This is a genomic window from Mycobacterium sp. ELW1, from assembly GCF_008329905.1.
Taxonomy (GTDB): Bacteria; Actinomycetota; Actinomycetes; order Mycobacteriales; family Mycobacteriaceae; genus Mycobacterium.
The window spans coordinates 4,148,583-4,174,081 of sequence record NZ_CP032155.1 but is presented as its reverse complement, the minus strand read 5'-3'; the positions used below and the strand labels follow the sequence as shown (position 1 = coordinate 4,174,081).

General features: G+C 69.0%; 24 protein-coding genes and 1 pseudogene. 16 read left to right on the top strand and 9 right to left on the bottom strand.

What is annotated here, in order from left to right:
* Positions 1-9 precede the first annotated feature (9 nt).
* The 3 genes from D3H54_RS19805 to D3H54_RS19795 all read left to right on the top strand — a co-directional run bounded on the left by D3H54_RS19805 (position 10) and on the right by D3H54_RS19795 (position 2,943).
* Complete coding sequence (locus D3H54_RS19805) at positions 10-1,008, top strand: class I SAM-dependent methyltransferase (protein ID WP_168214918.1); 999 nt, start codon at positions 10-12, stop codon at positions 1,006-1,008.
* Positions 966-2,186, top strand: coding sequence for a THUMP-like domain-containing protein (locus tag D3H54_RS19800; protein ID WP_432246604.1), 1,221 nt, complete (start codon positions 966-968; stop codon positions 2,184-2,186). The genes D3H54_RS19805 and D3H54_RS19800 overlap by 43 nt, the downstream gene beginning before the upstream one ends.
* Positions 2,187-2,247: 61 nt before the next feature.
* The gene (locus D3H54_RS19795; protein ID WP_149380498.1) at positions 2,248-2,943 is read left to right on the top strand and encodes an esterase; all 696 of its coding nucleotides are present in this window, start codon (positions 2,248-2,250) and stop codon (positions 2,941-2,943) included.
* On the opposite strand, the gene D3H54_RS19790 is transcribed toward D3H54_RS19795, so the two are convergent.
* Positions 2,940-4,202: an outer membrane protein assembly factor BamB family protein gene (locus tag D3H54_RS19790; RefSeq protein ID WP_210419752.1), complete on the bottom strand. Its 1,263-nt coding sequence runs from the start codon at positions 4,200-4,202 to the stop codon at positions 2,940-2,942. The two genes, D3H54_RS19795 and D3H54_RS19790, sit on opposite strands and share 4 nt — an antisense overlap.
* 109 nt (positions 4,203-4,311) lie before the next feature.
* Here D3H54_RS19790 and D3H54_RS19785 point away from each other — a divergent pair, with 109 nt between their 5' ends.
* Together D3H54_RS19785 and D3H54_RS19780 are read left to right on the top strand one after the other, a co-directional pair.
* A complete protein-coding gene (locus D3H54_RS19785; protein ID WP_083116693.1) occupies positions 4,312-5,058 on the top strand; it encodes an acyltransferase in 747 nt (248 codons plus the stop codon).
* 95 nt (positions 5,059-5,153) lie between these two features.
* A complete protein-coding gene (locus tag D3H54_RS19780) occupies positions 5,154-5,636 on the top strand; it encodes an MPT63 family protein (RefSeq protein WP_149380496.1) in 483 nt (160 codons plus the stop codon).
* 4 nt (positions 5,637-5,640) lie between these two features.
* Here the strand turns inward: D3H54_RS19780 and D3H54_RS19775 are convergent, their stop codons facing one another.
* From D3H54_RS19775 to D3H54_RS19765, 3 genes are read right to left on the bottom strand one after another with little or no spacing between them, the layout of a single operon-like run.
* Complete coding sequence (locus tag D3H54_RS19775; RefSeq protein WP_149380495.1) at positions 5,641-6,873, bottom strand: glycosyltransferase family 4 protein; 1,233 nt, start codon at positions 6,871-6,873, stop codon at positions 5,641-5,643.
* Positions 6,870-8,432 carry a 1,4-alpha-glucan branching protein domain-containing protein gene (locus D3H54_RS19770; protein ID WP_149380494.1) on the bottom strand — a complete coding sequence of 521 codons (1,563 nt, stop codon included), beginning with the start codon at positions 8,430-8,432 and terminating at the stop codon, positions 6,870-6,872. Before D3H54_RS19770 ends, D3H54_RS19775 begins: the two co-directional genes overlap by 4 nt.
* Entirely contained in the window at positions 8,429-9,343 is a 915-nt protein-coding gene (locus D3H54_RS19765) for a class I SAM-dependent methyltransferase (RefSeq protein WP_432246356.1), read from the bottom strand. The genes D3H54_RS19770 and D3H54_RS19765 overlap by 4 nt, the downstream gene beginning before the upstream one ends.
* Positions 9,344-9,478: 135 nt before the next feature.
* On the opposite strand from D3H54_RS19765, the pseudogene D3H54_RS19760 reads away from it, so the two are divergent.
* From D3H54_RS19760 to mnmA, 6 genes and pseudogenes are all read left to right on the top strand, one after another.
* Positions 9,479-10,272: pseudogene (locus D3H54_RS19760) on the top strand (electron transfer flavoprotein subunit beta/FixA family protein).
* 42 nt (positions 10,273-10,314) lie between these two features.
* The gene (locus D3H54_RS19755) at positions 10,315-11,271 is read left to right on the top strand and encodes an electron transfer flavoprotein subunit alpha/FixB family protein (protein ID WP_149380492.1); all 957 of its coding nucleotides are present in this window, start codon (positions 10,315-10,317) and stop codon (positions 11,269-11,271) included.
* A gap of 136 nt (positions 11,272-11,407) precedes the next feature.
* The gene (locus D3H54_RS19750; RefSeq protein ID WP_149380491.1) at positions 11,408-12,256 is read left to right on the top strand and encodes a GNAT family N-acetyltransferase; all 849 of its coding nucleotides are present in this window, start codon (positions 11,408-11,410) and stop codon (positions 12,254-12,256) included.
* The gene (locus tag D3H54_RS19745; RefSeq protein WP_149380490.1) at positions 12,253-13,089 is read left to right on the top strand and encodes a lysophospholipid acyltransferase family protein; all 837 of its coding nucleotides are present in this window, start codon (positions 12,253-12,255) and stop codon (positions 13,087-13,089) included. Before D3H54_RS19750 ends, D3H54_RS19745 begins: the two co-directional genes overlap by 4 nt.
* A gap of 109 nt (positions 13,090-13,198) precedes the next feature.
* Complete coding sequence (locus D3H54_RS19740; protein WP_149380489.1) at positions 13,199-14,404, top strand: cysteine desulfurase family protein; 1,206 nt, start codon at positions 13,199-13,201, stop codon at positions 14,402-14,404.
* Entirely contained in the window at positions 14,401-15,483 is a 1,083-nt protein-coding gene (gene mnmA, locus D3H54_RS19735; protein WP_149380488.1) for a tRNA 2-thiouridine(34) synthase MnmA, read from the top strand. Before D3H54_RS19740 ends, mnmA begins: the two co-directional genes overlap by 4 nt.
* Here the strand turns inward: mnmA and D3H54_RS19730 are convergent.
* Positions 15,461-16,099, bottom strand: a complete 639-nt coding sequence (locus D3H54_RS19730) for a sensor domain-containing protein (RefSeq protein ID WP_149380487.1) — start codon at positions 16,097-16,099, stop codon at positions 15,461-15,463. The two genes, mnmA and D3H54_RS19730, sit on opposite strands and share 23 nt — an antisense overlap.
* A gap of 59 nt (positions 16,100-16,158) precedes the next feature.
* On the opposite strand from D3H54_RS19730, the gene D3H54_RS19725 reads away from it, so the two are divergent.
* Complete coding sequence (locus D3H54_RS19725) at positions 16,159-17,166, top strand: uroporphyrinogen decarboxylase/cobalamine-independent methonine synthase family protein (RefSeq protein WP_149380486.1); 1,008 nt, start codon at positions 16,159-16,161, stop codon at positions 17,164-17,166.
* A gap of 106 nt (positions 17,167-17,272) precedes the next feature.
* A complete protein-coding gene (locus D3H54_RS19720; protein ID WP_149380485.1) occupies positions 17,273-17,854 on the top strand; it encodes a TetR/AcrR family transcriptional regulator in 582 nt (193 codons plus the stop codon).
* Here the strand turns inward: D3H54_RS19720 and D3H54_RS19715 are convergent.
* Complete coding sequence (locus tag D3H54_RS19715; protein WP_149380484.1) at positions 17,820-18,806, bottom strand: NAD-dependent epimerase/dehydratase family protein; 987 nt, start codon at positions 18,804-18,806, stop codon at positions 17,820-17,822. The two genes, D3H54_RS19720 and D3H54_RS19715, sit on opposite strands and share 35 nt — an antisense overlap.
* Positions 18,807-18,858: 52 nt before the next feature.
* On the opposite strand from D3H54_RS19715, the gene D3H54_RS19710 reads away from it, so the two are divergent.
* Both D3H54_RS19710 and D3H54_RS19705 read left to right on the top strand, forming a co-directional pair.
* Positions 18,859-20,061, top strand: coding sequence for an NADH:flavin oxidoreductase (locus tag D3H54_RS19710; RefSeq protein WP_149380483.1), 1,203 nt, complete (start codon positions 18,859-18,861; stop codon positions 20,059-20,061).
* A 190-nt stretch (positions 20,062-20,251) separates the two neighbouring features.
* Positions 20,252-20,458, top strand: coding sequence for a hypothetical protein (locus D3H54_RS19705; RefSeq protein WP_149380482.1), 207 nt, complete (start codon positions 20,252-20,254; stop codon positions 20,456-20,458).
* Here D3H54_RS19705 and D3H54_RS19700 read toward each other — a convergent pair.
* Positions 20,455-20,850 carry an MmcQ/YjbR family DNA-binding protein gene (locus tag D3H54_RS19700; protein ID WP_149380481.1) on the bottom strand — a complete coding sequence of 132 codons (396 nt, stop codon included), beginning with the start codon at positions 20,848-20,850 and terminating at the stop codon, positions 20,455-20,457. The two genes, D3H54_RS19705 and D3H54_RS19700, sit on opposite strands and share 4 nt — an antisense overlap.
* Before the next feature lie 90 nt (positions 20,851-20,940).
* Here D3H54_RS19700 and ligA point away from each other — a divergent pair, with 90 nt between their 5' ends.
* Positions 20,941-23,004 (top strand): NAD-dependent DNA ligase LigA, encoded by a 2,064-nt coding sequence (gene ligA, locus D3H54_RS19695; protein WP_149383637.1) that lies wholly within the window; start codon positions 20,941-20,943, stop codon positions 23,002-23,004.
* 1 nt (position 23,005) lies between these two features.
* Here ligA and D3H54_RS19690 read toward each other — a convergent pair whose 3' ends face one another.
* Both D3H54_RS19690 and D3H54_RS31840 read right to left on the bottom strand, forming a co-directional pair.
* A complete protein-coding gene (locus tag D3H54_RS19690) occupies positions 23,006-23,665 on the bottom strand; it encodes an ACT domain-containing protein (protein WP_149380480.1) in 660 nt (219 codons plus the stop codon).
* A gap of 53 nt (positions 23,666-23,718) precedes the next feature.
* The gene (locus D3H54_RS31840; RefSeq protein ID WP_286198937.1) at positions 23,719-25,491 is read right to left on the bottom strand and encodes a hypothetical protein; all 1,773 of its coding nucleotides are present in this window, start codon (positions 25,489-25,491) and stop codon (positions 23,719-23,721) included.
* Positions 25,492-25,499: the final 8 nt, after the last annotated feature.

Genomic DNA, 25,499 nt, shown 5'->3' with positions numbered 1-25,499 from the left:
GCTGCCCTGATGGAGACGAAGGATCCCCGTACCCTGCCCGATGTCGCCGGCGACCCGGCTCCGCAGCCGCACGCCACGGCCGAGCAGGTGGAAGCGGCGCTCAAGGACAGCAAGCTGGCCCAGATCCTGTACCACGACTGGGAAGCCGAGAGCTACGACGACAAATGGTCGATCTCGTATGACAAGCGCTGCGTGGACTACGCCCGCAACCTCTTCGACGCGACCGTGCCGCCGGAGGAGCTGCGTGAGCTGCCCTACGATCGCGCCCTGGAACTGGGCTGTGGCAGCGGTTTCTTCCTGCTCAACCTGATCCAGGCCGGCGTGGCCCGGCGCGGCTCGGTGACCGACCTGTCGCCGGGCATGGTCAAGGTCGCCACCCGCAACGGGCAGAACCTGGGTCTGGACATCGACGGCCGGGTCGCCGACGCCGAAGGCGTCCCCTACGAGGACGACACGTTCGACCTCGTCGTCGGGCATGCCGTGCTGCACCACATCCCCGACGTCGAGAAGTCGCTGCGCGAGGTCGTGCGGGTGCTCAAGCCGGGCGGCCGGTTCGTCTTCGCCGGCGAACCCACCAGCGTGGGCAACACCTACGCCCGCTCCCTGTCGACGCTGACCTGGCGGGTCGCCACCAATGCCACCAAGCTGCCCGGTCTGGAGGGCTGGCGGCGGCCGCAGGCCGAACTCGACGAATCGTCTCGCGCCGCGGCGCTGGAGGCGGTGGTGGACCTGCACACCTTCGACCCCGATGACCTCGAGCGAATGGCCCGCAGCGCCGGTGCCGTCGACGTGTCGACCTCGACGACGGAGTTCACCGCCGCGATGCTCGGCTGGCCGCTGCGCACATTCGAAGCCGCCGTACCGCCCGGCAAGCTGGGCTGGGGCTACGCCAAGTTCGCCTTCAACAGCTGGATCGGGCTGAGCTGGGTGGACGACAACCTCTGGCGCCGCGTCGTGCCCAAGGGCTGGTACTACAACGTCATGATCACCGGAGTCAAACCGTCCTGACCTTCGGGCGCGACGACGTCACCTACCTCACCAGTGACGCCGGTGTGGCGGCGCTGGCGGAGGTCGCCTGCTATCGGCTGACCGATGCCACCCGGCTCGCCGACATCGCCGCAATCCGCGACCGGTTCGCCGAGCGCAGTACGGCACTGGTCGAAACCACATTGTTGCGCCGCAAGGCCGTCGCCAAACTCGGCGGCCTGGGCGACGTGTCGCGGTGGTTGTTCACCGACGACGCGCTGCAGCAGGCCACGGCCGAGCCGGTGGCCCGGCACCGGGCCGCCCGGCTGGCCGGTGCGGTGGTGCACGACGCGACCTGTTCGATCGGCACCGAGCTGGCCGCGTTGCGGTCCACGGCGGACGTGCTCGTCGGCAGTGATGTCGACGAGGTGCGCCTGGCGATGGCCCACCACAATGTGCCGGACGTGGCGCTGTGCCGTGCCGATGCACTGCGCCCGGTGAGCCGAGACGCCGTGGTGCTGCTCGATCCGGCGCGCCGCTCGGGCGGGCGTCGCCGCTTCGATCCCCGCGACTACGTGCCACCGCTGGACGCGCTGTTCGACGCCTATCGCGGCCGAGCCACCGTCGTGAAGTGCGCGCCCGGAATCGATTTCGAGGCGGTCGCGGAGTTGGGCTTCGAGGGCGAGATCGAGGTGACCTCGGCCGGCGGCTCGGTGCGGGAGGCCTGTCTGTGGTCGCCCGCCCTGGCCACACCGGGAGTGCGCCGGCGGGCCTGCGTCCTGGACCGCGGCGAGGTGATCACCGACGCCGACCCCGACGAATGTCCGACCCGCCCGGCGGGCCGCTGGATCGTCGACCCCGACGGGGCGATCGTGCGCGCCGGCCTGGTTCGCCATTACGCGGCCCGGCACGGGCTGTGGCAGCTGGACCCGGAGATCGCTTACCTCAGTGGCGATCACGTGCCACCCGGGGTGCGCGGCTTCGAAGTGCTCGACGAGCTGCCGTTGCGGGAAAAGATTCTGCGCCAAGCACTCTCACAGCACGATTGCGGACAGCTCGAGATCCTGGTGCGCGGTGTCGGAGTCGACCCCGACGCACTGCGACGCCGGCTGCGGCCGGCCGGGCGCACCTCGCTGTCGCTGGTGATCACCCGGATCGGCACCGGCGCGGGGGAGCGCTCAGTGGTCTTCCTCTGTCGAGCATCCGCCGCACACACCTAGCGCGGGTACGCTGGCGCCCAGCGGCGCCGGTGCCGTCTTCACTCGCGAGGACTGTCGACGAATGCGCATTTCCCATCTGGCCACCCTGCTGGTCGCCGGCGTGCTGGCCGGCCAACAATCCATCGCGGTGGCCGGCGCGGCGACCGACTGCGTGGCCATGGGCGGGACGATGGAGGCCGCCACTGTCTGCCATGTCCACACCGCCGGATCCGGGTACACGATGGATCTGCGATTCCCCACCGACTACGCCGACGAGCAGGCCGTCCTGGACTACCTGACGCAGAACCGCGAGGGATTCACCAACGTCGCGCAGATGCCGTCCGGCCGCAATATGCCCTACGAAATGGACGTCACCACAGAATCATTCACCTCGGGACCGCCGCCGGGCGTTACCCAGAGCGTGGTGCTGAAACTCTTCCAAGACGTCGGCGGCGCCCACCCGACAACCTGGTACAAGGCGTTCACCTACGATGTGGCACACCGCAAGCCGGTGACGTTCGAGACGCTCTTCCCGCCGGATTCCAAGGTTCTCAACGCGATATTCCCGATCGTACAAACCGATCTCGAGCGTCAGACCGGTCTCACCGGCGTCATCGCCACCGGCGACGGACTGGACCCGTCGCACTACCAGAACTTCGCCATCACCGACGATGCGGTGATCTTCTACTTCGGTCAGGGCGAGCTCCTGCCGTCGGACGCCGGAGCCACCTCGGCCTCGGTGCCGCGGGCGGCGCTGCCGCCGCTGCAGCTCACCTAGGCCGGGTCGAAGCTGTACAACTGGCCGGCGCTGGTGGCGACCACGACCCGCCGATCCAGACCGACCGACACCCCCACCGGGAAGCCATCGGCCTGCGGCAGTGGATAGCTGTTCAGGGTGTGACCGTCAGCGGGGTCGAACGCCAGCAACGACAGCCCCGACGGCGCGCCCGCGGCCACCGTGTAGGCCACGCCGCCGGCCTGACTCGACGTGCTCAACGGAGTGACATCGTCGCGGCGCCAGGCCACCTGGGCCTGATCGCCGGCGTCCTTGAGCGCCACCAGGTGGGTATTGGGGCCGCCGCCGACGACGATCAGCCCGTCGGGTGACACCGATGGCGGAGTCTGGGGCAGAAAGTCCAGCGGCACAGACCATTTCGGCTTGCCGTCGGAGGTCTTCAATGCCCACAGTTTGCGGTCGCGGCCGGTGACGTACACGGTGGTCCCGTCGGCGGACGCCACCGGTGCGGCCAGCACACCGGCCGCGATGGCGTCGGACGTCCACTCGCGAGTGAGCAGCGGGGTCTGGCCGGGGTGGTACTGCAGGCCCACGAGCGTCGACGCCCTGGCGCCGGGAAGCCACAGGCTCACGACGATCATCCGGGTCGCGGTGGCGTAGGCAGGCGGTGCGGCCACCGGGCACTGCGGCATCCCCTGGGCGCAATCGGTGAGCCCGCGGACCGAATCGGTCGGGTCGAGGCCCTCGACGAGATCTAGCGGGGTGCCGGTCACGTCACCGCCGTGAGAGTCGAACACCAGCACCTGCCCGAGGTGGGTGACCACAAGCAACTGGCCGCCACCGACAAACCTTGCGGTCGTGGGCATTCCGATCACGTTTTGGCGCCAGCGGATCCACTGCGTCGGTGGGTAGGACTGCATCATGCCGGGCTGGCCGATGAACAGATTGTCGAACTGGTCGAACAGCGGGCTGGCGAATCCGCCGCCGAGCACCATCCGGGTGCACCAGCGTTGCCTGCCGTTGTTGTCGTTCTCCCACACCATCAGCGAACAGCCGCCGGCGGTCTGGCCGTTCGCCGCGAGGTAGCTGCCATCGCCCAGTGCGGCGCCCGCGCCGAGTTCGCCCTTCACCGAGCGGCTCCATTTCAGCCGGAGCGCTGTGGCGCCACCGGTGCTGGTGTAGCTGCTGTTGGCGGCGTCGGCGTACTGGGCCGACCAGCCGTGCGCCGCGGTGGACTGGACCCACGAGTCCGTGTTGCCGCAACCGGCCAAACCGATCACGACCAGCGCGGCCGACGCCAACGCGAGCAATCGCCGCAGCACCCGTGTCACCTTCCCATCGCGCCATCGCGCCCTTGTGTCAGTACAGGCGAGGGTAACCCGCGCCGGACCTCCACTAGGCTCTCAGGCCATGACGACGATGTGGGGATCGCCGCTCCACAAGCGGTGGATGGGTTCGCGCCTGCGGGATCCGCGGCAAGCGCGCTTCCTGACCAGGGACTCGCTGCGCTGGGTCATCGCGAACCGGGCCTACACGCCCTGGTACCTGGTGCGCTACTGGCGTCTGCTGAAGTTCAAGCTGACGAATCCGCACATCATCACCCGCGGGATGGTGTTCCTCGGCAAGGACGTCGAGATCCACGCCACCCCCGAACTGGCGCAGCTGGAGATCGGGCGCTGGGTACACATCGGCGACAAGAACACCATCCGTGCCCACGAAGGCTCGCTGCGGTTCGGCGACAAAGTGGTGTTGGGCCGCGACAACGTCATCAACTGCTACCTGGACATCGAACTGGGTGACTCGGCGCTGATGGCCGACTGGTGCTACGTGTGCGACTTCGACCACAAGATGGACAACATCGAGATGCCGATCAAGGACCAGGGCATCGTCAAGAGCCCGGTGCGGATCGGGCCCGACACCTGGATCGCGGCGAAGGTGACCGTCCTGCGCGGCACCACGGTCGGCCGGGGCTGCGTCCTGGGTGCCCACGCGGTGGTGAAGGGCGACATCCCGGATTTCTCGATCGCGGTAGGCTCGCCGGCCAAGGTCGTCAAGAACCGTAAGCTCGCCTGGGACACCTCGGCCGCGCAGCGCGCCGAGCTCGCGGCGGCGCTGGCGGATATCGAACGCAAGAAGGCGTCCCGTCTAGAGGCGTAAGTCATCTCTCCCCGGGTCTTTGGGCACTATCTTCCGGCGTCAGTCCGGGGTTATGCCAAAGGCGTCCATTCAATGTCTTCATCGGGGAGGGCACTGTGAAGATCTCCAGTTACATCAAGGCTGTACTGGCCATCGCGTTGAGCGCACTCATCGCGCTGGCGGCCGCACCGTTCTCGGCGGCGGCCGACTATCCCATCGTCGGCAAACTGGGAAGCCCGCTGACGATGACCGACAGCGTCGGCCAGGTCTCGTTGAGCTGGAAGGTCAGTGACCTCAAACCCAGCAGCGACGTGATGCCCGGCTATCCTGTGGCCGGCCAGCTGTGGGAGGCGACGGCGACCGTGAACGCGATCAACGGCCCGGTCACCCCGGCCATCTCGCAGTTCAACGCCGTCGCGCCCAATCAGGCGGCCTACCGGGTGCTGTGGATGGTCGCCGCGCCGTCGAACATCAGCGGCGCCACCATTCCGCAGGGCGCCACGGCGACAGGCAAGATCCACTTCGACGTCACCGGGCCGGCACCGACCACGGTCACGATGAACAACGGCATGGAGGATCTGCTGATCTGGACGCCGTAAGCCCTCAGCGCCCCGGCAGTGCGTGCTCGACGATCGGCCGGCGCGGTAGGGGATCGCGTTCGTGGCGCTTGGCGGCCAGGTACACCTGAGCGGTCTCGGCTGCCACGGTGTGCCAGTCGAAATCAGACGTCAGCCGGTCCCGCGCGGCGATCGCTCGCTGCTGCGCGGCGACCGGATCGTCGAGAACGCGACGCACGGCCGCGGCCAGCGCGGTGACGTCGCGCGGCGGGAAGGACACTCCGGTCTCGCCGTCGATGACGGCTTCGCCGAGTCCGCCGGCGGTGGAGGTGACCAGCGGGATGCCTGCTGCGGCCGCCTCGAGCGCGGCGATACCGAACGGCTCGTAGTGGCTGGGCAGCACCGCGGCGTCGGCGCGGTGCAGCAGGCGCAGCAACTCGTCGTGGTCGACCCGGCCGGCGAAGTGAACGCACTTGAGCACCTTGTGCTTTCGGGCCACGTCCACGAGCCAGTCCTGCTGGGTGCCGTCGCCGGCGATCGTCAACGTCGTTCCCGGATGGGTGCGCCGGATACGTGGCAGCGCCGCGATCGCGTCATGCACGCCCTTCTCGTACTCGAGCCGGCCGATGTACAACAGTTCCGGCGGACCCGCGGAGGCTTGACGAGGAGCGAAAGGCCAACGGCTGGAATCGATTCCGTTGCGGATCACGACGATCTCGGCCAGGTCCGGCCCGAACAGCTCGGCGATCTCGTCGGCCATGGATGCCGAGCAGGCGATCAGCGAATCAGACTCCCGGACGAACCAGGATTCGACCGCGTGCACCTGGCGGCTGATCTGGCCGGACACCCAGCCGGAATGCCGCCCGGCCTCGGTGGCGTGCACGGTGGAAACCATGGGCACGTCGAAGAATTCAGCCAGCGCGATGGCGGGATGCGCGACCAGCCAGTCGTGGGCGTGCACGATGTCAGGCTGCCAGCCCTTGGCCTGCAAGGTCAGTCCGGCGCGGATCATGGCGTGGCCCATGGCCATCGTCCACGCCATCATGTCGCGGCCGAACTCGAATTCGTGCGGGTCCTGCGCGGCGGCGATCACCCGCACACCCTCGTGCACCTCGTCGGTGGTCGGGTGTGTGCTGGGATCGGTGCCGGACGGACGGCGGGAAAGCACCACGACGTCGTGACCGTCGGCGGCCAGCGCGGTCGCCAGCTGGTAGACGTGACGCCCCAGCCCGCCGATGATCACCGGCGGGTATTCCCACGACACCATCAGGATTTTCATCGGGGCAGCCGCCGGGCGTCGAGTGCGCCGAACAACCCGTCGGCCCGGTTCCAGCCCGCGGCCAGCCGTTCGGCGGCGTCGCGGCGTCCCGACGCCAGCGCGTCGGAAATCTCCCGGGCGGCATGGGCATGCAGGTGTGCGCGGTAGCGCGCGTAGTCGGCCGCGGAATCCTTGCTGACCATGAACGGCCAGTCGCTGGACACCGTCAGCAGCGTCTCGCGCAGGATCTGGTCGGCGACGATATCCCGGCTGGGAGCGGCCCCTCGGTGCGCGAGCGCTTTGTCGACAGTCGTCAGAGCGGTGTCGACGACCTCGCTGTTGAGCGCGACGATGTCGGCCACCTGCTCGCCGGCCCAGACCTGCCAGTCCTTGCCGGATCCCCAAGAGCTGGGCGGCAATTCGACGGGCGTGCCGACGAACCCGGCGGACAGTGCGTCGCTGAGTGTGCCCACCCGAACGCCGGCCTCGGGCAGTGCACGCAGCAGCCGCTCGAGCCAGATCGGGCCCTCGTACCACCAGTGCCCGAACAGTTCGGTGTCGAAGGCGGCCACCACGTGTGCGGGACGGCCGATGCGCTGCGACTCCGAGATCAACCGCTGCCGGACGACCCCGACGAAGTCGGCGACATGGGTGTCGATCGCGTTGTCGGCGCGCTGTGGGTCGTAGGGGGCCTTGGCATCCGAGTCGACGTTGCGGCCGGTGACCCGAGCGGGCTTGAGCCCGGTCAGATGGTCGTAGGTGTGGAAGTCGCGGTATGCGGCATGGCCGGGGTAGCCCGACTTCGGCGACCACACTCGGTAGCTGACCTGGAGGTCACGGCCGAACGCCACCACATCGGTCGTTCCGACCGGCCGGCCCAGGGTGGTGTCACCGTGCAGCGACGGCCCGTCGACCATGAAGTGTCCGACTCCGGCGGCGGCGTAGTCGTGTTCCATGCCTGGTGCGTAAGCACATTCGGGTGCCCAGATGCCTGTGGGTGTATGCGCGAAGCGCTGGCCGGCATCGGCCAGGCCCTCGCGTAGCGCGAATTCGCGCAGCCGCGGATTGAGCAGCGGCTGGAACGGGTGGGCCAGCGGGCCACCCAGCAGCTCGACGGTTCCGGCGTCGATCAATTGGCGCAGCAGCGGGCTGGCACCGTGCCGCCACAGCGTGCTGAACTCGTCGAGGGCCCGCCCGGCCTCGTTGTATTCACGGATTCCGAACTCGCGCAATGCTTCCGGGGTTGTCGCGGTACCGGCGCCGGCACCGGTCGGGGTGCGCAGGGTGGCCGCTTCGAGTGCCCGCAGCTGCCAATTGGCCAGCCACCGGTGCATGCCGTCCAGGCAATAGGGGTCATCGAGTTGTGCGGTGACCACCGGTGTCATGCCCAGGGTGAGCACGCCGCGGCGGCCTTCGGCGGCCAGCGTCCGCAGCACCCGCATCAACGGGAGGTATGCCGCCGCCCAGGACTGGTAGAGCCATTCCTCGCCGACCGGCCAGCGACCGTGGTGGGCCAGCCACGGCAGATGGGTGTGCAGGACCAGGGTGAACTGCCCGGGCACCTGCTGTTCAGGACTCATACGCGCACCGCGATCGCCACCAGATCCAGGCTGTCGTCGATGTCGCGCTCGGCCGGCGGGCTGGGGGTACCGCCCGGCCGCAGGCGAGGGGGAGAGCGAAGCGACCCGGGGAGTGATCCTGCTTCGAGGAGCTCGAAGTCGTCGCAGCGCACGGCAGCGACATCGGCCAGCAGGCCGTCGGACCAGGGGGCGTCGGCCAATGCCCGCTCGATCTGTGCGTCGATGATCGAGCCGCCGTGGCGCTCGTCCATCGCGGTCAAGCCCGGCCCATGAAACACGCCGCTCATCGACTGCAAGGTGAAGAAGCCGCCGTCGGTCAGCAGCTCGGCCAGTTCGTGGGCGTTGAGTTCGCGGGTGTGGAACGGGTTGACCGGGGTGTCCAGCCCGGGGGAGAAGGTGATGCGGTTCGGCGTCGACATCAGCAGCAGGCCACCGGACCGCAGCACCCGAGCGCATTCGGCCACGAATTGTGGCTGATCCCACAAATGCTCGATGACCTGGAAGTTCACCACAACGTCAACTGAAGCGTCCGGCAACGGCAAGGCCGCCAGGTTGCCTTCGAGGACCTCGACCCTGGGGTAGCGCGCCGCCACGTGCGCGACCGTCGCCGCGTCGTAGTCCACGGCCACCACCCGGCGCGCCACCGACGCGATCAGGTCGGCGCCGTAGCCCTCGCCGCAGCCCGCTTCCAGCACGTCACGGCCAGCGCAAAGGTCGAGAAGGCGGCGGTAGACCACCTCGTGGCGGCGAAACCAGTAATTCTCTTCCGCCAGCCCGGGGATGGTCCGTTCGCCGGTCAGCGGCAACCCGCTGTCACCGGCGTCAGTCACGAATGCGCTCATTGCAAGGCAGGCTAACCCGAAGTTGGTGGTTCGCGAACTGCTCGGTACCGATGGGCTGCTAATACACAAACTTCGACCAGCTATGGTGATCGTGCGAACCACTCTAAGTTACCCATCGGTAACATGATGTGTGTTGCGGAATGACCAAAAGTCTTGCGACCTTTTCTGGCCGCAGGACGCCTGCCAGGAGGACGTAGAAGACTCATGACGAACATCGTGGTCCTGATCAAACAGGTCCCAGACACGTGGTCCGAGCGCAAGTTGTCCGACGGTGACTACACGCTCGATCGCGACGCCGCCGATGCCGTGCTGGACGAGATCAACGAGCGTGCCGTTGAAGAGGCGCTGTTGATCAAGGAGCGCGAAGGCGACGCCGCGGGCACCGTCACCGTGCTGACCGCCGGCCCGCGCGCGCCACCGAGGCGATCCGCAAGGCGCTGTCGATGGGTGCCGACAAGGCCGTGCACCTGCTCGACGACGGCCTGCACGGCTCCGACATGGTGCAGACCGGCTGGGCCCTGGCCCGCGCGCTGGGCGCCATCGAGGGCACCGAGCTGGTCATCGCCGGTAACGAGGCCACCGACGGCACCGGCGGTGCGGTCCCGGCCATCATCGCCGAGTATCTCGGCCTGCCCCAGCTGACGCACCTGCGCAAGGTGAGCGTCGAGGGCGGCAAGATCACCGGCGAGCGCGAGACCGACGACGGCGTGTTCACCCTCGAGGCCTCACTGCCCGCGGTGATCAGCGTCAACGAGAAGATCAACGAGCCGCGCTTCCCGTCCTTCAAGGGCATCATGGCCGCGAAGAAGAAGGAAGTGACCACCCTGACGCTGGCCGAGATCGGCGTCGAGGGCGACGAGGTCGGCCTGGCCAACGCCGGCACTTCGGTGCTGTCGTCCACGCCGAAGCCGCCGAAGACCGCAGGCGAGAAGATCACCGACGAAGGCGACGGCGGCAGCAAGATCGCCCAGTACCTGGTCGCCCAAAAGATCATCTAATTCCTTCCCGGACCACTCGAAAGACAAAGAGGCTGAACAGCTATGGCTGAAGTACTTGTGCTCGTCGAGCACGCCGAAGGTGCGGTGAAGAAAGTCACCGCCGAGCTCATCACCGCCGCCCGTGCCCTGGGCGAGCCGTCGGCCGTCGTGGTCGGTGCCCCCGGCACCGCCGCGCCGCTCGTCGACGACCTCAAGGCCGCCGGTGCGGCCAAGATCTACGTCGCCGAATCCGACGATGCCGCGGGCTACCTGATCACCCCGTTCGTCGACGTTCTGGCGTCGCTGGTGGAGTCGGCCACCCCGGCCGCCGTGCTGCTGGCGGCCAACGCCGACGGCAAGGAGATCGCGGGCCGGCTGGCCGCACGGACCGGCGCCGGTGTGCTGTCCGACGTCGTCGAGGTCAAAGAAGGCGGAGTGGGTGTCCACAGCATCTTCGGTGGCGCCTTCACCGTCGAGGCCAAGGCCACCGGTGACACCCCGGTGATCACCCTGCGCCCGGGTGCCGTCGACGCCGCGCCTGAAGCCGGTGCCGGCGAGCAGGTGACCGTTGAGGTCCCCGCACAGGCCGAGAACGCCACCAAGATCACCAAGCGCGAGCCCGCCGTGGCCGGCGACCGCCCGGAGCTCACCGAGGCCAGCGTTGTGGTCTCCGGTGGCCGTGGTGTCGGCAGTGCCGACAAGTTCTCGGTTGTCGAGGACCTGGCCGACTCGCTGGGTGGCGCCGTCGGTGCATCGCGTGCCGCCGTCGACTCCGGCTACTACCCGGGCCAGTTCCAGGTGGGCCAGACCGGAAAGACGGTCTCGCCGCAGCTGTACATCGCGCTGGGCATCTCCGGGGCTATCCAGCACCGCGCGGGCATGCAGACGTCCAAGACGATCATCGCGGTCAACAAGGACGAGGAAGCACCGATCTTCGAGATCGCCGATTACGGCATCGTCGGTGACCTGTTCAACGTCACGCCCCAGCTGACCGACGCGGTCAAGTCCCGCAAGGGTTAACTCACAGCACCAAGGCAACGGCCCCCGCGCGCCCGCACGGCGTTCGGGGGCCGTCGCTTTTATTGGTCATCGAGCGTGCACGAACACGTCACGCTGGCGTTGACATCTCGCCGAACGGCTCAGCAACCGTTCAGGTATGAGCACTGCATCCGTACTCATAGCCCCCGACCGAAACGAATCCGCCGCGCTGCGCGGCCCGCGCTACTCACTCCTGCTGTCCACCGACCCCAGCCTGATCGACGCGGCCCAGCGGCTGCGGTATCAGGTGTTCACCACCGAACCCGGCTACACGCTGCCCGCCGACGGCGACGGCCGTGACGCCGACCGGTTCGACGAATTCTGTGACCACCTGCTGGTGCGCGAAGACATCTCCGGAGAGGTCGTCGGCTGCTACCGCATGCTGCCGCCGCCCGGTGCGATCGCCGCCGGAAGTCTCTACACCGCAACCGAATTCGATGTCAGGTCGCTGGACGCGCTGCGGCCGTCGCTGGTGGAGATGGGCCGCGCGGTGGTGCGCGCCGACCACCGCAACGGCGCGGTGGTGCTGCTCATGTGGGCCGGCATCCTGGCCTATCTGGACCGCTGCGGATACGACTACGTCACCGGGTGTGTCTCGGTGCCGACGCACCCGACAGATCCAGCCGGCGCCCCGGGCAGCCAGGTTCGCGGGGTGCGCGATTTCGTGCTGCGCCGCCACGCCGCCGCAGCCGAGCACACGGTGTATCCGTACCGGCCGGTCGTGCTGGGCGGTAAGGGTCTCGACGACATCGCCCCGCCGGCCCGGCCGACGATCCCGCCGCTGATGCGCGGTTACCTGCGCCTGGGCGCCCGGGTGTGCGGAGAACCCGCGCACGACCCCGAGTTCGGCGTCGGCGACTTCCCGGCCCTGCTGGACAAGCGGCAGGCCGATACGCGCTACCTGACCAGGCTGAGGTCGGTGTCGGCGGCCGGCGAGATGGCCGACGGAGTCGGGAGAAACCCATGACGGTGACCGAGCACGCGTGGCTGCCGCGTGCACTGTGTGACAGCAGCTGTGTGCGCGCCGGCGGTGCCCCGCCGTCGCGGCGGTTGGTCGCGGCAATGCGGGCGACCTACCGGATCGCGGCGGCCTTGATGCTGCTGATGGTGGTGCCGTTGCTGGCGGTGCCGCTGCCGGGGCGCGGTCGTGTCCAGCGGCTGTACTGCCGGACCTTCCTGCGCTGCCTCGGTGTGCGAATCACCGTGTCGGGCGGCCCGATTCGCAACCTGCGCGGTGTGCTGGTGGTCAGCGGCCACGTCTCCTGGGTGGACACCTTCGTCATCGGTTCGGTGCTGCCGGGGGCGTTCGTCGCGCGCGCCGACCTCATCGACTGGCCTGCCGTCGGCCTGGCGGCGCGGATCATGAAGGTCATCCCGATCGACCGCGCCAGCCTGCGCCGGCTGCCGCAGGTCGTCGCGACGGTAGCCGAGCGGCTGCGCAACGGGCAGACCGTCGTCGCGTTCCCGGAAGGCACCACCTGGTGCGGGCTGGCCTACGGCCAGTTCCGTCCGGCGATGTTCCAGGCCGCCGTCGACTCCGGCCGGCCGGTGCAGCCGCTCCGGCTGACCTACCACCACCGCGACGGGCGGCCCTCGACGGTGACGGCGTTCGTGGGAGACGACTCGCTGTGGCAGTCCCTGAGCCGCACGGTGCGGACCCGGGTGACCGTCGTCGACGTCGAGGTGGCGTCCCTGGAGCTGCCGGGTGCCGATCGGCGTGAGCTGGCGGCCCGCTGCGAGGTGGCGGTGCGTGGGCAGATTGCCCCGCGGTTCCAGCACAGCCACGCCCTGGCGGGCTGATTTCGCCGCCGAACGTCACTCCGGAGTCACGTTCGGCGCCGAGCGTCACGCTGGGGTGACGTTCGCCGTGGCAAGAGGCTTGCGCGCCTGCCGGTATCCTGGACGGGCTATGAGCCCGACCGCCGGTCCGGTGTATCTCGACCACGCTGCCACCACCCCGATGCATCCTGCTGCCATCGAGGCGATGACGGCTGCGCTGGCCACCGTCGGCAACGCCTCTTCGCTGCACACCGCGGGCCGCGACGCCCGCCGCCGGATGGAAGAGGCCCGGGAGACCATCGCGGCGCGCCTCGGCGCCCGGCCGTCCGAGGTGATCTTCACCGCAGGCGGCACCGAAAGCGACAACCTCGCCGTCAAAGGCATCTACTGGGCGCGGCGCGACGCCGAACCCGCCCGCCGCCGCATCGTGACCACCGCCGTCGAGCACCACGCCGTGCTCGACGGCGTCACCTGGCTGGCCGAGCATGAGGGCGCCGAGGTGACGTTCCTGCCGACCGAACCGGACGGGTCGGTGACGGCGGCCGCGCTGCGCGAGGCGCTCACCGAACACGACGACGTGGCGCTGGTCACGGTGATGTGGGCCAACAACGAGGTCGGCACGATCATGCCGATCGCCGAACTGGCCGCCGTGGCCGCCGAGTTCGACGTGCCGATCCACAGTGACGCCGTCCAGGCGGTCGGTCACATTCCGGTGGACTTCGCCGGCTCCAACCTGTCGGCCATCAGCCTGGCTGCGCACAAGTTCGGCGGACCGACGGGCGTCGGCGCGCTGCTGCTTCGCCGGGCCACCGCCTGCGTTCCGCTGCTGCACGGCGGCGGTCAGGAACGTGACGTCCGTTCGGGCACACCGGATGTCGCGGGTGTGGTCGCGATGGCGGCGGCTGCCGATGTCGCCGTCGAATCGCTCGACGCCACCGGCGCCCGGCTGCGCTACCTGCGCGATCGGCTCGTCAACGGCGTGCTGGATTCGATCGCCGACACCGGAGTCAACGGCGCCCTCGGCGATCGCCGGCTCCCGGGCAACACCCACTTCACATTCCGTGGTTGTGAAGGCGACTCGCTGCTGATGTTGTTGGACGCCAACGGAATCGAATGCTCCACCGGGTCGGCGTGCACGGCCGGCGTGGCGCAACCCTCGCATGTCCTGTTGGCCATGGGCGCCGACGCCGACGCCGCCCGCGGATCGTTGCGGTTGTCATTGGGCCACACCAGCACCGAAGCCGATGTCGACGCCGCGCTGCGAGTGTTGCCCGCCGCGGTCGAGCGGGCCCGCCAGGCCGCACTGGCCAGTTCATCACTGGGGGCGCTGCGATGAAAGTGCTGGCGGCGATGAGCGGCGGCGTCGATTCCTCGGTGGCCGCCGCGCGGATGGTCGACGCCGGTCACGAGGTCGTCGGCGTGCACCTGGCACTGTCCCGCCAGCCGGGCACCCTGCGGACCGGTTCGCGCGGCTGCTGCTCCAAAGAAGACGCCGGCGATGCCCGCCGGGTCGCCGATGTTCTCGGAATCCCGTTCTATGTCTGGGATTTCGCCGACAAGTTCGCCGAGGACGTGATCGACGATTTCGTCGCGTCCTACGAGCGCGGCGAAACCCCCAACCCCTGCGTGCGCTGCAACGAGAAGATCAAGTTCTCCGCGTTGGCGGCCAAAGCCCTGGCGTTGGGCTTCGATGCGGTGGCCACCGGGCATTACGCCCGGCTGTCCGACGGGCGGCTGCGTCGTGCGGTCGACGTCGACAAGGACCAGTCGTACGTGCTCGGTGTGCTGACCGCCCAGCAGTTGCGCCATGCGGCGTTCCCGATCGGCGACACCCCCAAGCCGGCGATCCGCGACGAGGCCGCGCGTCGCGGGCTGTCCGTCGCCGACAAGCCCGACAGCCACGACATCTGCTTCATCCCCTCCGGTGACACCCAGGCCTTCCTCGGCGCCCGGATCGGAGTGCGGCGCGGAGCCGTCGTCGACGACGCCACCGGTGCGGTGCTCGCCGAGCACGACGGCGTGCACGGTTTCACCATCGGCCAGCGCAAGGGCCTCGGCATCGCCGGCCCCGGGCCGGACGGCCTGCCCCGGTACGTCACCGCCATCGACGCCGAGTCGCAGACGGTGCGGGTAGGGGCGAAAGAAGACCTCGAGGTGCAGTCGCTGACCGGCATCCGCCCGGTGTTCACCTCCGGTGTCGCGCCCACCGGGCCGGTGGAATGCGAGGTTCAGGTCCGTGCCCACGGTGGCGTGGTCCCCGCCGTCGCCGAAGCGGTCGGCGACGAGCTGCGCGTTTCCCTGCGTGTTCCGCTGCGTGGCGTCGCGCCGGGACAGACGCTGGTGCTCTACCGGCCCGATCCGGCGGGCGACGAAGTCGTCGCCAGCGCGACGATCAGCCGCCCGGAATCTTGTTGAGAATGTTCGTCATGACAATCTCGGGCACTGACTCGGGGAACATGCAAAACGTCACCTCGACCAGCACCGACGACCTCAGCCGGTAGTCCCGGCCGCATCGGCCGGACCGGGTGCGCAGCGACTCGGCGTCGCCATCGACGTCGCCGACCAGGCTCGCGCCCATGGAGCCCTCGGCGCAGCGGTGCACGGCGGCCGAGAGGGTGTTGAACGCCTGCCGCGCGTTGGCCTCGTCCTGGTAGGCCGCGGCCGCTTCTGAGATCAGCGCGCGCCGCGGCGGGTACTGGAAGCTGGTTTTGTGGAAGTCCTCGACATCGGTGCCGAAGGTGTCGGTTTCGGCGAAGATGAAGCGGCAATCGCGGGGGACCGACTCGGCCAGTGGGTCGACGTCCACCATGGCTTTACCGTCCATGCTCGGAATGATCGTCACGTCCTGGCCGCCACCGGTGATGGCCTGGATCTGGGCCTGGCTGAGCATGATTCGGTCGACGTCGACGATGCCCGGCGGGCTGTACGGCGGCTCGCTCAGGGCGCGCAGCGGTGCTCCGTCGACCCACTGGGTGCAGCCCGTCAGCAGTGCCGCGGCAGCGCAGCAGGCCACTGCCGCGCGCACCGTCATGTCATCACGGTAGGCCCCCGGCCGTGCGGTGTGCGGGGTGTGTCCAATACGGTTGCCCGGTGAGTGATTTCGCGGCAGCCACCGGCATCGGCTCGTGGCCGGGTTCCGCCCCGCGGGAAGCCGCCGAGATCGTGGTCGGGGAGCTGCACCGACTGCCGCACCTGGTCGAGCTGCCGGCCCGCGGCGTGGGCGCCGACATGATCGGGCGGGCCGGCGCGCTCCTGGTCGACATCGCCATCGACACCGTGCCGCGCGGCTACCGCATCGCCGCCCGCCCCGGTGCTGTCACCCGCCGGGCGAAGAGTCTGCTCGACGAGGACATCGACGCCATCGAGGAGGCCTGGGAGAAAGCCGGCGGCCCCGGCTCCGGACGGCCCGTCAAGGTACAGGCACCCGGTCCGGTGACACTGGCCGCCCAGCTCGAGCTTCCCAACGGACACCGGGCGCTCACCGATGCGGGTGCGGTGCGCGACCTGGCGTCGTCGCTGGCCGAGGGAGTGGCCAGGCATCGTGCCGAGGTGGCGCGCCGGCTCTCGACGACGGTCGTCGTGCAGTACGACGAGCCGCTGCTGTTCGCCGCGCTGGCCGGCCGGTTGACCGGGGTGACCGCCATGAGCCCGGTGCATCCGGTGGACGAGGCGGTCGCCATCGGGTTGCTCGACGAGTGTGTGGCCGCCGCAGGCACCGAGGTGATACTGCACAGCTGCGCGGATATGCCATGGAATGTGTTGCAGCGCAGCGCCATCCATGCGGTTTCGGTGGATGTGAGTACCCTTGGTGACGCCGACTTCGACGGGTTGGGCGAGTTCCTGGACTCGGGGCGGTCGGTGGTGTTCGGTCTGGTGCCGACGAGCGCCCCGGCGGCCCGGCCGTCCGCCGAGGAGGTGGCCGCCACGGCAGTGGCAATCACCGATCGGATCGGCTTCTCCCGCAATGCCATCCGCGACCGCGTCGGCATCAGTCCGTCCTGCGGGCTGGCGGGCGCGGACACCGCGTGGGCCCGCGCCGCGATCGGGTTGTGTGAGCGGGCGGCAGCCGCCGTCGCCGAGGATCCCGACGCGATCTAGCTGTTACCCGTGCCGAGTAGGGGCGCGTTGCCGCGCGATGGTGGGTTGCGAGGCACACTCCCTTGCCGCGCCGGGATCGACCACGGCTTGGGGTTCAATTACCGACGTGGAGAGTGAGAAGACCGCTGGGCGCCCGCGGGACGCATCGATCGACGAACGGGTCTTCGCGGTTACGCGGGCACTGCTTGTCGAGGTGGGCTGGGAAGGGCTGAGTATGCGGTTGATAGCCGCCCGCTCCCTGGTGAGTCGATCGAGTCTGGACCGCCGCTGGCCGTCGAAGGCTGAGCTCGTTCTGCATGCGATCCTCGGGGCGAGCCCCGATCTTGCGCCATTCGCGGGAACCGACCTGGTGGGGTGGGTGGACTGGGTTGTGCGGGGCAGCCATCAGCTGTTCGCGCGCGCCGAGGTCAAGGCTGCGGTGCCCGGACTCCTGCTGGCCATGGCCGAGAACGACGAATTGCGCCGTCGACTGTGGTCTGGCTTCAGCGGACCGGCGGTTGCGTTGTTCACCGGCGCCGATGCGCGCGACCCGGACGACGCCGAACGCGATGGACGAGCCGTGCTCGCGATGGCGGCCGGAGCTGCGCTGTTTCTGACCACGGTCGCCGTCGAGGACGACACCGAGACGCTGCGTGCCCGCATCATCGGCATCCTCACCGGCGCGGTGACGTCGCCGGAAACGACGTGACGATGGCGTCGGTCGGGGAACGCCACGTCATGCCGAGGTCGCCCAAGGTGGCGGTGTCGTCGGTCGGCGTCGCCGCGGTGAGCAGCAGGGCCGCCTCGTAGGTCAGGCCGTCACCCATCGGCACGATTCCGCCGAGCACGTCACCGATGCGGCTGATCCCGCGAAACAAGCTTGGATTCAATGGGATTCGCGTGATACGACGCCCCGTCCCGCGTTCAATCGCCGACACCATATCGTCGAATGGCACCATCACTCCGCCGCACACGTACCGTCGCGGACCGCGACCGGGCACCATCACTGCCGCGTGGACGTCGGCGACATCGCGAACGTCGATCATCTGCATACCGCCCCGCAACCGAGGCGCGACGCCGAACCGCGCGATGGGCGCCCAGCCCCGCTCGGTGACGCCGGGTGCGGTGTGAAACGCCTTACCCACCACGCTTGACGGGTACGTGACGACCACAGGCGCACCCTGCGATTGCAGTCGCCGGGCCACGCAATCGGCGTAACCCTTGGTCTTGGCGTACGCGCTGCGGCCCTCGGCGGTCGGGGTGTCGGGGCCGATCACGCCCGACGGCGGCGGGAACAGGGCGCTGTAACTGCTCACCGAGACCACCGGGTCGAGTCCCTTGTCCACGGCGCGCGTGAGTATCGCCTCGGTGGCATGCGCGTTGACCTGCCACATCAACTCGCTTCGGCGGTTGTCGGTGCCGACAACACCGGCGGCGTGCAGCACCGCATCACAGCCGGCGAGCAGGGCGTCGACCGTCGCGTCGTCGCGGATGTCGCCGGATAGCAACTCGGCGTCGCCGTATTCGGCGAATCGGTCCAGCACCGGCGCGCCGTCGGCGTCCGGGCCGACCAGCAGCCGGACCTGGTGTCCAGCCGCGAGCACGGCGCGCACACAATGTGCACCCACGTACCCGGTTCCCCCGGTAACGCCGATGAGCATGTTTCCTCCAGCAATTGCCTCTTGGTCGAGTGGCTGCGTGTGCTAGTTTACGATGCCAATGGCATCGAAATATACAGGCGATCGAGTGGTCGCCTCCTCCGCGGCATTCACTCCGATGAGGCTGGGACCGCTCACGCTCAAGAACCGGTTCATCAAGGCGGCGACCTTCGAAGGTCGCATGCCGCGCGGCGAGGTTACCGACGATCTCATCGATTTCCACGTCGAAGTCGCGCGCGGCGGCGCGGCGATGACCACCCTCGCTTACTGTGCGGTCTCACCCGGCGGACGGGTCCACCGGGACACGATGGTGCTCGACGGCCGGCGGGCCGCGGCGTTGCGCCGGCTGACCAACGCGGTACACGCCGGCGGTGCGCTGGTGTGCGCACAGATCGGCCATGCGGGTCTAGTCGCGAACACTCGGTCCAACCGCATGAGCACACTGTCACCGTCCACCCGATTGAGTGCTCCGGCAATGGCATTGGTACGCGGCGCGACCGTTGACCAACTCGACAAGGTCATCGAGGACTTCGGTGCCGCCGCGCGCCACGCCGTCGACGCGGGATTCGACGCCATCGAGGTGCATCTGGGTCACGGGTACCTGGTGAGCTCGTTTTTCAGCCCGAACCTCAACAAACGCAAAGACCGCTACGGCGGTGACATGCGGCGCAGGGCCGAATTGGCGCGCAGGGTCGTCGAGCGGGTCCGCCGCGAGGCCGGGGACGCCGTCGCCGTCACCGCGAAGTTCAACATGGACGACGGTGTGCGCGGCGGCTTCTGGCTCACCGACAGTCTGCCCACGGCTCAGCTTCTGGAATCCGACGGTCACCTCGACGCGCTGGAATTGACCGGCGGCAGCTCGTTGCTCAACCCGATGTACTACTTCCGCGGTGATGTCCCGATGGCTGAATTCATTGCCGCCCAACCCGCGATCGTCGGGCTGGGGTTGCGGGTCATCGGCGGTCACATGTTCCGCACCTACCCGTTCGAAGAGGCGTTCTTCCTGCCGCTGGCCCGCCAATTCCGTGAGGCGCTCACGATGCCGCTGATCCTGCTTGGCGGGGTCAACACCATGGACACCGTCGAATCTGCGCTGGAAGAAGGGTTCGAATTCGTCGCCATGGCCCGCGCGCTGTTGCGCGATCCCGCGCTGATCAACAAGTTTCGAGAGGACACCACCCGCGAGGGGCTGTGTGTGCACTGCACGAAGTGCATGGCGACGATCTACGACGGCACCCGATGCGTATTGCGAACGTGACCGCCGGCGGGAATGACGGTGGCCGCATTGGAGGCGATCGCGCTGCGTCATTGTCTGCGCCACGGCGACACTGACTTGCCCCGGCGGTTCTTCAAGACGGCGGCCAAGACGGTTCGCATGGCGTGGCGCAACGCCGTCGGTGCCGACCTGTCGCTACCGGAGATCGCCGGCGATCGCCGGCGATCGGCCGGTGGGAATGCGGATCAACAACAAGTTCGCCGACATGGTGCTCACCGTGGAAACCGATCTGATGGTCACCAGCCAGTTCTTCCGGGTGCTGAGCATGCGTGACTCACCGGCCCGGCTGATGCGACCGTCGATCCTGGCGCGGGTCTCACGCGCTAATCTAAGACGGCCACAACGGTTTTCAGAACGTGAAGCGGTGTTGACCGGCTAGCTGTCGAGCTGTTTGATCAGGCGCGCCGGGGCCTGCAGCCGGAACGAGGCGTCGACCAGTTCGGCGACTTCCGTCCAGTCGATTGTGGCGGCGTCGAAGTCCAGGCCCAGCCAGCCGTACGGACCCAGGTAGGCGGGGAAGAAGAACCGGGCGTCCTGCTGCAGCGCCTCGCGCTCGCTGTCGTCGACCTTGACCAGCAGCGCGTGGGCGTAGCGGATCATCGGGCCGCTGGGGTTCTTCTGGCTGCCGCCGTAGACGGCGAACATCTTCGGCGCCGAGAACGTCGGCCTGCCGTGCGAGATCTTCTCGGTCGCCTCCGGCAACGCCAGCGCGATCCTGCGCACCCGAGCCAGGATCGGATCGGAATCGTCGAACATGATCGGGTGCGACATGGCCCCACCTTGCCACGATCGAAGCCTGTCGGGGCGCTCCGATAGCCTGCCAGGGTGGCTGCAGAGACGTCCGACCCCGAGGTTGATCCCATCGATCCGGATGTACGGCGGCGCTGGCAGGAACTTGCCGAGGAGGTGCGCGAGCATCAGTTCCGCTACTACATCAAGGACGCGCCGATCGTCTCCGACGCGGAGTTCGACAGGCTCTTCAACGAGCTGCTCGCACTCGAGGAGCGCTTTCCCGAGCTTCGGGTAGCCGACTCGCCGACCCAGCTGGTCGGCGGCGCGGGCTTCACCACCGACTTCGCCGAGGCCGCCCACCTGGACCGCATGTTGAGCCTCGACGACGTGTTCAACACCGAGGAGCTGGCGGCCTGGTCCAGCCGGGTCGAAGCCGAGATCGGCCCGGATCCGCAGTACCTGTGCGAGCTGAAGATCGACGGCGTCGCGATCGCTTTGGTGTACCGCGACGGCCGATTGGAGCGGGCCGCCACTCGCGGCGACGGCCGGGTCGGCGAGGACGTGACCAACAATGCCCGCACCATCGACGACATACCCGAGACCCTCACTGCGTCAGAGGATTACCCGGTTCCGGCGCTTCTCGAGGTGCGCGGCGAGGTGTTCTTCATGCTGGCGGATTTCGAGAATCTGAATGCCAGCCTGGTCGAGGAGGGCAAGGCGCCGTTCGCCAACCCGCGCAACAGCGCGGCCGGCTCGCTGCGGCAGAAGAATCCGGCGGTCACCGCCCGCCGTCGGCTGCGGATGATCTGCCACGGCCTCGGCCGCACCGACGGGTTCGCCCCGGATTCCCTGCACGACACCTACTTCGCGCTGAAGGCGTGGGGCCTGCCGGTCTCCGATCACACCACTCGGGTGGCGGGGCTGGCCGCCGTCGAGGAGAAGATCGTCTACTGGGGCGAACGCCGCCACGAGATCGAGCACGAAATCGATGGCGTGGTGGTCAAAGTCGACGATTTCGCTCAGCAGCGCCGCCTCGGCGCCACCTCCCGCGCGCCGCGCTGGGCATGCGCCTACAAGTACCCGCCGGAGGAGGCCCAGACCAAGCTGCTGGACATCCAGGTCAATGTCGGTCGTACCGGCCGCGTCACCCCGTTCGCGATGATGACGCCGGTGAAGATCGCCGGGTCGACGGTCGGCATGGCCACCTTGCACAACGGCTCGGAGGTCAAGCGCAAGGGCGTGCTGATCGGTGACACCGTGATGATCCGTAAAGCCGGCGACGTCATCCCCGAGGTCCTGGGGCCCGTCGTCGACCTGCGCGACGGCACCGAGCGCGAATTCGTGATGCCCACGCACTGCCCGGAGTGCGGCACCCCGCTGGCGCCGGCCAAAGAGGGCGATGTCGACATCCGGTGCCCGAACTCCCGATCCTGCCCCGCGCAACTGCGGGAGCGGGTCTTCCACCTGGCCGGCCGCGGTGGGCTGGACATCGAGGGGCTGGGCTACGAGGCGGCGACGGCACTGCTGGCCGCCAAGGTCATCACCGATGAGGGCGACCTGTTCGGTCTCACCAGCGCCGACCTGCTGACGTCGGACTTCTTCACCACCAAGGACGGCACGCTGTCCGCCAACGGCGCCCGCCTCCTCATCAATCTGCAGCAGGCCAAGGACCGGCCGCTCTGGCGGATCCTGGTGGCGTTGTCCATCCGCCACGTCGGGCCGACCGCGGCGCGGGCGCTGGCGGTGGCGTTCGGCAGCCTCGACGCGATCATGGCCGCCACCGAGGAGCAGCTCGCCGACGTCGAAGGCGTCGGACCGACGATCGCCGCCGCGCTGGTCGAGTGGTTCGCCGTCGACTGGCACCGCGCGATCATCGACAAGTGGCGGGCGGCCGGTGTGCGAATGGAAGATGTCCGCGATGAGTCGATCAGTCCTACGCTGCAAGGACTTTCGATCGTGGTCACCGGGTCGTTGCCGAACTTCTCCCGCGACGAGGCCAAGGAGGCCATCATCAGCCGCGGCGGTAAGGCGGTCGGTTCGGTGTCGAAGAAAACCTCGTACGTGGTTGCGGGCGATTCGCCCGGATCGAAGTACGACAAGGCCGTCGAGCTGGGGGTGCCGATCCTCGATGAGGACGGGTTCCGCGCCCTGCTGGACGAGGGACCGCCACCGCCGGCCGAAGCCGACGACTGACTCAGCGCAGAATCGTCGCGACGATCCCGGCCAGGTAGCCCAGCCGGGCCACCTCGGAGGGACGGAACAGCGGCCCGCCCGGGCGGCCCAGCAGCACCGCGGTGTTGGGGTCACCCAGCGGCGCGGCGGCCAGTGTGGTGTCCATGTCACGCCAGGCCTGAGGCACCCAGTCGGCGGTGCCGTCGAGGGCCTCCGCGTGCGCCAGCGGCAGCCACGGCGCGGAGGTCGCCGCGGTCTCCGGGGCGCCGGAACTGCCGACCACGCGTTCCAGGCCTGACTCCGACATCCGCGCCACCGTGCAGAAGCCCACCCGCAGCACCCGTGGCGCCTCGTCGGCAAGCACCTGCAGCTTGGCGGCGCGGTCGCCGGCCGCCGCGATGTGGTCGATCAGCTCCAGTTCGCGATGGGCTTCCAACAGCCCGGTGTGCGGGCGGATTGTGTCGACCCGGACACCCTTGATGTGTTCGGCGGCCGTGATCAGCATGTCGGGCATGGCGCCCAGCGGGAGCTCGACGACCAAATCGTCGATCGCCCAGCCGGGTCCCCGCTCGACCACGTCGAGCGACAGGATGTCTGCGCCGACGGTGCCCAGCGCCACGGCGAGCGAGCCGAGGCTACCGGGCCGGTCGGCCAGCTGGACCCGCAGCAGATACGAAGGCACGCGGACACTGTTTCACAGCCGCCTGGACTCAGCATTCCGGCAGGGTCGGCCACTCAGCGCCGCAGATACACCGTGCAGGGCGCGGGACCGCAGCCGAATGCCGGGCGAAACCGCAGGTCAGATTGCAGGAGTCGGCCGGTGACGGAGTTGTCTCCGACCATCAGGACTGCGGTGCCGGAATCGTTGAGCAGATCACTTGCCTGAGTGGGTGTGACGTCGTCGGGAATCCGGCTGGCCCGGTGCGAGAGGTCGTCCGGCCACGCCAGGTAGGGCAGCTCCGCGCTGCTGTCGAAGGCCGTGATCGCCCCCGGCGGCAGATGGTTCACGACGGTCACGATGTCGCCGGGCGGCCCGTCTGCGCCGACCGCGGCGCGGCGCTGCTCCGGGGTCATGTGCACGTAGGCGCGAAGCGGCGGTCCTTCACCGGTCAGGCCCGGGTAGGAGATCCACACACCCTGGGCGGCGACCGCCGCGACGACGGCGAACACCACCTGCCGCCGGCGGCGCCCGAGACGACCGACCACCGGAACCGCGAACGCCAGCACCAGACCGGCGAAACCGAGCACATAGCGGGCCACCGCGGGATCCGGTGTGGCCAGCGCCGCCGCGAAGCACACCCACACCGCGGGCGACCGGGTGCGTGCGGCCCGGATCAGCGCGACCGGCAGCGCCACCAGGAACACCAGCCCGAGCCCGCCGATCCGCATGTCGAACACCGGTAGCGGCGGAACGATCGTCGTCCACGACCGGATCACCCGGGTCAGGAGTGGGCCATCAAGGTGCGGTGCCGCCGCCCCCGACCGCAGGAGTGTCGACATCGCTTGTGTACCAGGCAGATTCACCGGGCCGACGTCAATGCGCGCCGGCCAGACCGGATTGTGGTGCCGGGCGACGTTGACCACGTAGGTCGGCACGCCCAGCGCCAGGGCGGCCAGCCAGGCCGCGACGAGCGCACGGTGGTGGCCGGCGCGGACCGCGCGGACGGTCAGCACCACCAGAAGCAGCGCACCGGCGATCAGTGCGTTCGGTTTGGAACCCAGGAACAACCCGATGGAGATTCCCGCCAGCAGCAGCTGCGGGCGCTGCGCCGGCGCCACCACGAAGGCGACCGCTGTCAGCAGCAGAGCCGCCGACGCCACGTCGGTGTAGTTCGTCGGCAGCTGCAGGAACGCGGCGGGCAGCGTCAGCCAGGCCGCCCCGGCGGCCACCGCGTGGGAGCCGCGGGCACCGGACTCACGGGCGATCGTGGCGATCGCGAGCGCACCCATGAGCCCGAACATCAGGTGCGCCAACTCCACCAGCCGGTCGTCGGGCAGCAGCGCCCGCCACGCGATGAACGCGTCCTCGACGATGTGCGGATAGGTGGACAGGTACGCGACGTCGGCGGGGATGTCGGCGAGGGTGCCGCGCTGCAGGGCGAAGTTCACGTACGGCAGGTGGTAGCCGAGCGCGTCCCACTGCCACACCGGCAGGTAGTAGGCGGCCACCACCGCCAGCACCATCGCGGCCAGCGCGACCAGCAGCAGCGGCACGGTGTCGACACTCACCGCGGCACGCCACGGCAGTCGCCACCAGTGCGTTCGCCGTGCCGCCACCAGCACGGCCAGCGTCGTCCATGCCAGCACCGCCAGCAGCAGCACGCCGGTCAGCCGGCCCACCGTGCCAAGCGCGACCACCGCCACCACGATCACGGTCAGCGTCAGCACCGCCCCGGCGAGCACCCGCGGCAATCCGGGTCGCGGCAGGATCAGCGCGCCGCCGGCGAGGACCAGCAGCCCGCCCAGCGGCAGCCCAACCGGAAGCAGTCCCCACGGCACGCGGATCACCCTTTCAC